A 9,376-nucleotide genomic window follows, 5' to 3' on the forward strand; every position below is an offset into this window, starting at 1 on the left:
CACGCCGAGCCGTTCCACCATTTGTGATACAGCGCCCGGTCGGTGCCGATCACGAACACGTCGAGCCGATCCGGCCCCCATGAGACCACGCGCGGATCGCCCAGGCAGACGCCGCCCATGCGTTCATAGCCGGTGAGCGACGGACCCCAGGCCGAGCCGTTCCACCATTTGTGGTACAGCGCGCTATCGGTGCCGGTCACGAACACGTCGAGCCGGTTCGGGCCCCAGGCCACCGCCTGCGGCACGCTGGTGCAAACGCCGCCCATGTTCTCGTAGCCGGTGAGCGACGGGCCCCACGCCGAGCCGTTCCACCATTTGTGATAGAGCGCGCGGTAGCTGCCCAGCACGAACGCGTCGATCCGGTTCGCACCCCACGACACCACCGGCGACGAACTCGACCGCGCACCGCCTGCGGCCGACCCGATCGAGCTCCGCGGACCATCGAGACAGGCCTGCATGCGGGCGACCTGGCCCGCGGTGAACATGACCATCGCGGGATCATCGACGTAATCCATGTAGTTCATGAACATGTCGCCGTTGGGTCCATTGCCGCAGGAGACACGCGGGAACGTCGGCGTGCCGGTGTTGGGGCCCCCCTGATTGGGCGTATCCGCCACGTTGTCCGTGCCGGAGCAGCCGGTGCCGTCATCGCCCCAGATGTGGTTGAGGTTCAGCCAATGGCCGATCTCGTGGGTTGCGGTACGGCCGAGATGGAACGGCGGGGCGGCGGTGCCGACGGTACCGAATGCGGAGTGAAGAATGACCACACCGTCGTTCGCGGCTGGTCCGCCGGGGAACTGCGCGTAACCGAGCAATCCGCCCGAGAGCTGGCAGACCCAGATGTTGAGATAGCGGTCCGCCGGCCATGCATTGGTGCCGCCGGTCGCCTGAGACTTGACCGCATCGTCGGAACCGAACGAGGCGACGGTTGTTTGCCGACGGGTGATGCCGTTGGTCGGAGCGCCATTCGGATCGACATTGGCGAGGAAGAACTCGACTCTGGAGTCCGCCGCCAACGGCAGGAACGCGGCCGGCGTGCTGCTGACGTCCGGATTGGTGCGACGGAAGTCGCGATTGAGCACATCGATCTGGCTGGCGATCTGCGCGTCAGAGATATTTTGCGCCGCCGTGTTCGACACCACGTGCACGACAACCGGGATGCGGGTGACCCCCGGCCGTGCCGCCGAGCCTCCGCTTTGCTGGAGGCTGCGGGCCTGATTTTCGATCAGGGCCCTGGCTCGGGCGTAGGACGGGTCTCGCGACAGCAGCCGGCGGTGCACCTCCATGGTCGCGCAACTGCGTGAACGCGGCGTGTTGCCATCTCCATCTCCGCCGCCGCCCCCACCCTTACCGCCACCACCATTGCCACCGCCGCCACCGCCCATTCCGCCTCCGGGCATGCCGTCGTCCGCGTCCTCGTCGCGAGCGTCCATCATGCCTGCGGGCATGCCTCCGTCATTGTCATCGTTCGCGTGCATGCCGACCGCCGATATGTTGCTGATATCCTCGCTGCCCGGCATCAAATGGAGAGTATCCGGCTCCCCGTTCTCTCCGGCCATCGTATTGGACGCCGACGGCATACATCCGCAGTCATCGCTTTCGCTGCTGCTCACACGGCGTGACGGTTTTTTGGATTTGTGGTGCGACATTGCAGACCTCCTGTGAATTCGACCGGAATTGTGAATGCGCGGTCCTTGGACGGCCGCACGGCCATCCAGGTTTTTCTTCAGGGCCTTGTCATCGAAGCTTGTTGCTGTCTCCCGCAGGCAACGGAGCGGGGCGACCGGCGCGGAATAATAGGTTGAGTTTGTATCATAATATATATCTTAGGTAGCAGCTGGGGAGAGGTGAAGCAGTTCACACTCCGTGATTATTTTTTCTATGGATGAGGTGATTGCGGTCTTCGATTTTCCGCCGCTAACGTCCGGCAGGAATGGTCTGTGGGCCAGGATCTGGCAACCGCTCGATCGAGTTCTCTTGCATTCGCCATGGCGTCCATCCCGTATGGTGCCCAGCAGCCCTCGCCCGCTCAGGCTACGCCGGCGCACGTCAGACGCAACCAAAAGCTTTCATGCGGCGCAATTTCGCTTGATCAAGAATTCGTGTTGGCCGTCGTCGTGCGAATCTCGCATGCGCCACCCGGCAGCGATTACGACAGCAGCGCTGCCACGCGCCAGGCGGCAGGACACTGACCGCGACGCCCGCGCAACAGGTTAATTTAACCCCTCGTTAACCGGATTCTTTACCGCTTTAAGTCAGCTCTTAATGATTTAGCGGCAGAGATAGACAATGCAAAAGCTCGCGCGTGCAGCGGGCAGGATTTGTGTTGTTTGATGAGTAAACCCGCAGAAAAGCCCGAAGTCGTTCAACTTCCGGCCGAAGCCCCTGTCGCCGCGCCGGTCAGCAACCGCCGCGTTGCCGCGCAGCGGGTGCGCGAGGCCCGTGACAGGTTAACGTCAACCAGCGGAACCCGCCCTGCTTTCGATCGCGAACTGCTTCGGCAATACGCCCAGACCCGGATCTCGGCGTCCTACGTCGTGATGCTGCTGGTAGTGACGACCGGCCTGCTGTTCGGCTTCTTTATGGAACCGATCGCCGCCGCGGCATGGACCTGCGGCATGTTCTGCATCCAGGCCGTCATCATCCGCAATTGCCGCAAGTTCCTGGGCGAGCAGGCCTCCCTCACCGCCACGCAAAAATGGCGGACGCGGTTCGTGCTGCTCGATCTCCTGTACGGCCTGTGCTGGACCGCGATCCTGCTCCACCCGACAACCCCCGGCGTGGTCTCGAACACGCTGATGATGTTCCTGATGCTGCTGGTGATCGCGGTCTCCAGCATGCTCGCGGCCAGCCTGCCGATCGCGGCCCTGGTGGCGACCGCGCCGGTGACGGCGGCCATCGCCATCAACTTCGTGCTGGGCGGCACCTTCGACAATTATTTGCTGGCGCTGCTCGCGCTGGCCGCCGAGGGATATTTCGCGCTGCTCGCCCATCGCCTGCATTCGACTACGCTGGCGACGCTGGAGGCGCGCGCCGAAAAGGATGCGCTGATCGGCGAGCTCGAGCAGGCCAAGGCGATCTCCGACGAGGCGCGGCATCGCGCCGAATCCGCCAACGTCGCCAAGTCGCGGTTTCTCGCGCAAATGAGCCACGAGCTGCGGACGCCGCTGAACGCGATCCTCGGATTTTCCGAGGTGATGAAGAGCGAAATTTTTGGCGCGCATGCGGTGCCGGTCTACAAGGAGTATTCCGCCGACATCCACAATTCCGGCGTCCACCTGTTGAACCTGATCAACGAGATTCTCGATTTGTCGCGGATCGAGGCCGGCCGGTACGAGCTCAACGAAGAGGCGGTGTCGCTGGTACACGTGGTGGCCGACTGCCATCACCTGTTGAAATTGCGCGCCTCCAGCCGCGGCATCACCATTCACGAGGTGTTCGAGCAGGGCATGCCGCGAATCTGGGGCGACGAGCGCGCCACGCGCCAGATCGTGCTCAACCTGTTGTCGAACTCCATAAAATTCACGCCGCAGGGCGGCGAGATCTGGCTGAAGGTCGGATGGACCGCGTCGGGCGGGCAATATCTCAGCGTCAAGGATACCGGCTCCGGGATCGCCGAGGACGAAATCCCGATCGTGCTGGCGTCGTTCGGCCAGGGCTCCAATTCGATCAAGTCGGCCGAACAGGGCGCCGGCCTCGGCCTGCCGATCGCCAAGAGCCTGATCGACATGCATGGCGGCACCTTCACGCTGAAATCGAAACTTCGCATCGGCACCGAAGTCATCGTCACCTTCCCGCCGGAGCGCGTGATGTCGGCGCTGGCGCCGATGGCCGAGGAGGCGCCGCCGCTGCAGCCGGAAAGCACCGTGACCGCCGAGGACAAGCGGCGAATCCGCAACAAGCCGATCATGAGCGCCGGCACCGGGCTGTGACCGGAGCGCTTGCGCAAACAACCGAAACCGCTTCACTATTGCAGAATGAGCAAAGAAACGCCGTGCATCGCAGTCTGTATGATGGATCCCAGAACCAGCCTTTGTTTGGGCTGCGGACGTACCCTGCCGGAGATCGCGCGCTGGCACCGGATGGACACAGCCGAGCGGCATGCGGTGATGGCGGGGCTCGCCGGTCGCATGGCCGACGCGGGTATCGCGCAGCCCGAGCTGGCGGCCGGCCCGAAGCCGGACTGATGTGCACCTCCCCTTGCACGGGAGGCGCGCTGTGAGCCGCTTTATCCTCGTTCTCATCATGCTGGCGGTGACCGCCACCGGCGTGATCGCCTACCGGGATCCGGAGCAACTGGCACGCGCCAGCGACAGCGTGTCCGACATGCTGCGCAATCGAACCGTATCGCCGGCGCACGCTGTCCAGATCCCGCGCCGTCAAGGCGGTGAATTCGCCCTGCACGCCAAGATCAACGGCGTCACTACCCCGATGGTGATCGACACCGGCGCGACCTCGGTGGTGCTGACCTGGGAAACCGCGAAGGCGATCGGACTGCCGCTCGAAATGCTGGAATACAATGTCGACGTCGAAACCGCGGGAGGCCATACCAAGGCGGCGCGGCTGACGCTGGACCGGCTTGCCGTCGGCAAGCTGGTCGAGCGTTCGGTGCCGGCGCTGGTGGTGCCGCGCGGCCAGATGAAGACCAACCTGCTCGGCATGAGCTTTCTGGACCGGCTGGAAAGCTGGGGCGTTCAGGCCGACAAGTTGAAGCTGCACGGCTATCCCGACGTCTCAGGCCGCAATCGACGCGACCGCGCGGCTGCCAACTAGCGCAACCGCATCGCGCAGCACATCGACGCCCGCACCCGGCTTGACGCCGTTCTCGGCGAGGTAGCGGCGGAACGCACGCGCGCCCGGCACGCCGAAAAACGCGCCGACGAAATGCCGCGTCATCGAATGCAGCCGCGTGCCCTGCGCGAGTTGATCCTCGATATAGGGCACCATCGCCTCGAACACGTCCTTCATCGCCGCGTAGGGCGCGGGCTCGCCGAATAATTCGGAATCGGCCGTGAGCAATCGCCACGGATCGTGATAGGCCGCGCGCCCCAGCATCACGCCGTCGACATGCGCAAGGTGCGTTTTGGCCGCGGCGAGATCGGCGATGCCGCCATTGATGATGACGGGCAGACCCGGCATCGCGGCCTTCAGCCGATACACCCTGTCGTAGTCGAGCGGCGGGATGTCGCGGTTTTCCTTCGGCGACAATCCGTTGAGCCAGGCTTTTCGGGCATGCACGATCAGCGCATCGGCGCCGGCGGCAACGACGCCGCGCGCCAGCGCATCGAGCGCCACTTCCGGATCCTGATCGTCGATGCCGAGCCGGCATTTGACGGTGACGGGAATACGGACCGCGCGCTTCATGGCGTGGACGCCCTCGGCGACCAGCGCCGGCTCCGCCATCAGGCAGGCGCCGAAGCGGCCGTCCTTCACCCGGTCCGACGGGCAGCCGACATTGAGATTGATCTCGTCATAGCCAAACTCCTCGCCGATTTTCGCAGCCGTGGCGAGATCGCGCGGCTCCGAACCGCCGAGCTGCAGTGCTACCGGATGTTCGCTGGCATCGAAGCCAAGCAGCCGCGCGCGGTCGCCATGGATGATGGCGCCCGTGGTCAGCATCTCCGTGTAAAGCCGGGCACGCCGCGTCATCAGCCGGTGAAACACGCGGCAATGACGGTCGGTCCAGTCCATCATCGGGGCGACGGAAAAGCGGTGAGCTAACATGTTGCTTTCATTGAATTTCGTCACGAAAATAGGTGGAGGCTGTCTTGCACCGACAGGCGGTAACGGCGATAGAGCTAAAGCATGTTGGGATAGTTTCACAAGGACGACTTGTCGAAACATACAAAATTCTGTATAAATGATGTAAATGCCCGATCCGAAACCCGTAGAGTTTCGCGGCAGCGCACTTGACGATTTGCGTGCGTTTCCCGAAGCGGCTCGGCGTGAGGCAGGTTATCAGCTCGACCGCGTCCAGCATGGCCGTGAACCGGATGACTGGAAGCCCATGACTGCCGTGGGTCGAGGGGTGCGGGAAATTCGAATTCGAGATGCCGCCGGTGCATTCCGAGTGCTGTATGTGGCGAAGTTCGACGATGCGGTCTACGTGCTGCATTGTTTTCAGAAGAAGACACAGAGAACGAGCAAAGCCGATCTGAAACTGGCCGCGCATCGTTATCGGGAATTGCTGAAGGAGCTTGATCAATGAGCAAGAAACGCTTCGCCAGTGTATGGGATGCCATTGAGGAGACACCTGCGCAAGCCGAGAACATGAAGCTCCGTTCCGCGTTGATCATAGCCTTGAAAGACCATATCGCCCGGACAGGGCTGAGCCAGTCGGAGGCCGCCAAGCTGCTCGGCGTTACCCAGCCGCGCATCTCTGATCTCATGCGCGGCAAGATCCAATTGTTTGGCCTCGACACACTGGTCAACATGATCGGAGCCGCCGGCCTGCATGTTGAAATGCGCATTTCTGACGCGCCTGATCAAAAGGCCACGTAGTCCCTGCCTTATATTCAGCTCCTTTCCGCGCGCGCGGCTCCACACGGATTGACTTCCCATATCCGCGGTCCCGAGGCGTCATTTCAACCATGGCGGCCTGCGTAGACTGGGGATTGACTGGCCGGCGCCGGTGATGGCTCAACACGGCCTGCCAACAATGAAACATCAGGGAGAGAAATGCATGTCGGAGAAGGTCGCGGTCATCGGAATGGGACAGATGGGATCGGGGATGGCGGGACGCCTCAGGGAGTCCGGTCTCGATGTCGTCGGTTATGACGTCAACGCCGATCAGCGCGCCCGCCTGGCCAGGGACGGCTTCCAGATGGCGACGGGCATCGCCGAAGCGCTCGCCGGGCGAACCCTGGTCCTGACCAGCCTGCCCGATCCGAAGGCCGTGATGGAAGCGTGGCTCGGCGTCGACGGGATCGTCGCCCACGCCGCCAGGGGCACGCTGTGCATCGAACTCTCGACCATCGACCCGCAGACGATGCGGCAGGTCGCCGAGGCCGCCACTGCGCGCGGGCTGGCGGTAGTCGATTGCCCGGTCAGCGGCAGCCCCAACGAGGCACGCAGCGGCAAGCTGATCCTGATCGCCGGCGGCGAGATGGCCGACGTGACCCGTGCCGAACCGATCCTCAAGCTGCTCGGCACCGACTGGAAATACACCGGCGGCGTCGGCACGGCCAAGGTCGTCAAGATCGTCAACAACATGATGTCGATGGGCAACGTGCTGGTGGCGGCCGAAGCCTTCGCACTCGGCGTTGCCGCCGGCGTCGAGCCGGACAAGCTCTACGACGTGTTGTCGGTGAGCGGCGGCCGTTCGCATCACTTCACCAAGCGCTTCCCGAACGCGATCAAGGGTGATTTCTCGCCGGGTTTCAAGATGGAGCTGGGCGAGAAGGATTTGGCGCTTGCAGTCGAACTCGGACGGGCGACGCGGATGCCGACGCCTTCGGCTTCCGCGACCCGCGAACTCTACGCACTGGCGCTGGCCGAAGGATATCGCGGTCAGGACATCGTCTCGCTGCTGGCAATGTACCAGAACTGGGCCAAGCCGGCGCAGTCAGGAGGAAACAAATGAAGGCGGTCGTAGTCGAGAACTACGATTCAATCGACAACATCCGGCTGAAGGACGTTGCCATGCCGGATGTATCGGCCGGTCAGGTTCGTATCAGGATACAGGCTGCAAGCGTCGGCTTCGTCGATGGCCTGAAGGTGCAAGGGTTATATCAAACCAAGGATCCGCTTCCCTTTACGCCTGGAACGGAATTCGCCGGAATCGTCGATGCGACGGCGGCCGATGTCACGGGATTGGCGCCGGGAACACCGGTCATGGGCATGGCGCGATCGGGCGGGCTGGCGGAATACATCACCGTCCCGGCGGCGGCGCTCGAACCGATGCCGGTGGGCATCGCGCCGGAAGTCGCGGCCTCGTTTCGCGCCAACTACCTCACCTCGCTCTACGCGCTGAGCGAACGCGCCGCGTTGCGCGCGGGCGAATATCTTCTGGTGCTGGGTGCTGCCGGCGGCGTCGGAATCGCCGCGGTTCAGCTCGGCAAGCTGCTGGGCGCCCGTGTCATCGCCGCCGCCTCGACCGAGGAGAAGCGAGATTTTGCCATCCGCTTCGGCGCCGACGCGACGGTGGATTATACGCAAGCCGACTGGCGCGACAGGCTCAAGACGCTCACCGACGGCCACGGTGCCGACGTGATCTTCGATCCCGTGGGCGGCGAGATCTCGCTGCAGGCGTTCCGGTCGATCGCCTGGAACGGGCGTCATCTGGTGGTCGGCTTTGCCGCCGGCAGCATCCCTGCGCTGCCGTTCAATCTGCCGCTGTTGAAAGGCGGCTCGCTACTGGGCGTCGACCTCGCCCAGATTCCCCGCCGCGAGCCGGAGGCGCACCGGCGTGTGATGGCGCAATTGTTTGCCTGGCTCACGGAAAAGAAGCTGGAGCCGGTGGTCGGCCAGGTGTTCGCATTCGATGATTTTCGCGACGCGTTCCGGACCATGCAGAATCGCACAGCGCTGGGGAAGATGGTGGTCAGGATCGGTTAGCAGAGTACACCAATCCATCAACGTCATTGCGAGGAGCTCTTGCGACGAAGCAATCCATCTCGCAGCGGTGCCGGTTGTGAGATGGATTGCTTCGTCGCTTCCGCCTTCGCCCGAAGGCGGGCTTCGGCGGACGCTCCTCGCAATGACGTGGACAGCGCCGGGGAAGATGGTCGTCAGGATCGGCTAGCAAAAGGGCTAGCGAGCCGCCTCGAATCCGGCGAGGGCGGCGGTCAGATTGGTGCCGAGAATATCCGACAGATATCCGCCTTCCTGGACGAAAACAGTTGGAAGCCCCAATCGCGCAATCGCCTCACCGATACGGCGGAATCCGTCAGTGGTCACGGCGAGACCCGCGAGAGGGTCATGCTCCGACGCATCGAGACCGAGTGCCACGACCAGCGCCCCCGGCGCAAAGGCACGGATCGTCTTCTCGGCCACGCCGAGCGCCTGCGCATAGCCGTCATCACCGGTGCCGAGCGGCAAGGGAAGGTTGAGATTGGCGCCAAGCCCCTGCCCCGCGCCGCGCTCGTGGGCATAGCCCCAGACGTAGGGATAGTAATGGGCCGGATCGGCATGGATCGATACCGTGAGAATGTCAGGCCGTTCGTAGAAGATGCCCTGCGTGCCGTTGCCGTGATGGACGTCGACGTCGAGGATTGCCACGCGCTCATGCTTCAGCCGCAGATGGGCCGCGGCGACCGCGCTGTTGTTGAGAAAGCAAAAACCGCCGGCGAGGTCGCGATAGGCGTGATGACCGGGAGGACGGCAGAGCGCGTAGGCCGCGTCCTCGCCGTCCAGCACCAGTTGGGCTGCCGTGGTC

Annotated in this window: 10 protein-coding genes; 7 read left to right on the forward strand and 3 right to left on the reverse strand. The window is 63.6% G+C overall.

Translation table 11 applies throughout. The features are described from left to right. Nucleotides 1–1,478, reverse strand: a 1,478-nt coding sequence (locus Q7T45_RS04015; protein ID WP_304867893.1) for a M43 family zinc metalloprotease, incomplete at its 3' end; no start/stop codon positions are given. A gap of 855 nt (nt 1,479–2,333) precedes the next feature. Between Q7T45_RS04015 and Q7T45_RS04020 the strand changes: the two genes are divergently transcribed. Genes Q7T45_RS04020 through Q7T45_RS04030 form a run of 3 tightly spaced genes read left to right on the forward strand, consistent with a single transcriptional unit; the run spans nt 2,334 to nt 4,773 of the window. Further along, a complete protein-coding gene (locus Q7T45_RS04020; RefSeq protein WP_304867895.1) occupies nt 2,334–3,932 on the forward strand; it encodes a HAMP domain-containing sensor histidine kinase in 1,599 nt (532 codons plus the stop codon). 45 nt (nt 3,933–3,977) lie between these two features. Beyond that, on the forward strand, nt 3,978–4,187 hold the full coding sequence (locus Q7T45_RS04025) for a DUF1289 domain-containing protein (protein ID WP_304867897.1): 210 nt from the start codon (nt 3,978–3,980) through the stop codon (nt 4,185–4,187). Nucleotides 4,188–4,218: 31 nt separating this feature from the next. Continuing rightward, nucleotides 4,219–4,773 (forward strand): TIGR02281 family clan AA aspartic protease, encoded by a 555-nt coding sequence (locus tag Q7T45_RS04030; RefSeq protein WP_304867900.1) that lies wholly within the window; start codon nt 4,219–4,221, stop codon nt 4,771–4,773. Here the strand turns inward: Q7T45_RS04030 and dusA are convergent. Beyond that, the gene (dusA, locus tag Q7T45_RS04035; RefSeq protein ID WP_304867912.1) at nt 4,735–5,694 is read right to left on the reverse strand and encodes a tRNA dihydrouridine(20/20a) synthase DusA; all 960 of its coding nucleotides are present in this window, start codon (nt 5,692–5,694) and stop codon (nt 4,735–4,737) included. The two genes, Q7T45_RS04030 and dusA, sit on opposite strands and share 39 nt — an antisense overlap. Nucleotides 5,695–5,869: 175 nt before the next feature. Between dusA and Q7T45_RS04040 the strand changes: the two genes are divergently transcribed. The 4 genes from Q7T45_RS04040 (at nt 5,870) to Q7T45_RS04055 (ending at nt 8,556) form a co-directional block, all read left to right on the forward strand. Beyond that, nucleotides 5,870–6,208: a type II toxin-antitoxin system RelE/ParE family toxin gene (locus Q7T45_RS04040; protein WP_304867902.1), complete on the forward strand. Its 339-nt coding sequence runs from the start codon at nt 5,870–5,872 to the stop codon at nt 6,206–6,208. Then, nucleotides 6,205–6,501 (forward strand): helix-turn-helix domain-containing protein, encoded by a 297-nt coding sequence (locus tag Q7T45_RS04045; protein ID WP_304867905.1) that lies wholly within the window; start codon nt 6,205–6,207, stop codon nt 6,499–6,501. Before Q7T45_RS04040 ends, Q7T45_RS04045 begins: the two co-directional genes overlap by 4 nt. A 157-nt stretch (nt 6,502–6,658) precedes the next feature. Then, a complete protein-coding gene (locus Q7T45_RS04050) occupies nt 6,659–7,582 on the forward strand; it encodes an NAD(P)-dependent oxidoreductase (RefSeq protein WP_304867907.1) in 924 nt (307 codons plus the stop codon). Beyond that, complete coding sequence (locus Q7T45_RS04055; protein WP_304867908.1) at nt 7,579–8,556, forward strand: NADPH:quinone oxidoreductase family protein; 978 nt, start codon at nt 7,579–7,581, stop codon at nt 8,554–8,556. Before Q7T45_RS04050 ends, Q7T45_RS04055 begins: the two co-directional genes overlap by 4 nt. A 195-nt stretch (nt 8,557–8,751) precedes the next feature. On the opposite strand, the gene Q7T45_RS04060 is transcribed toward Q7T45_RS04055, so the two are convergent. Continuing rightward, on the reverse strand, nt 8,752–9,376 hold a 625-nt coding region (locus Q7T45_RS04060), incomplete at its 5' end, for a histone deacetylase family protein (protein ID WP_304867910.1).

Origin of the sequence: Bradyrhizobium sp., from assembly GCF_030646015.1 — a bacterium.
GTDB lineage: Bacteria > Pseudomonadota > Alphaproteobacteria > Rhizobiales > Xanthobacteraceae > Bradyrhizobium.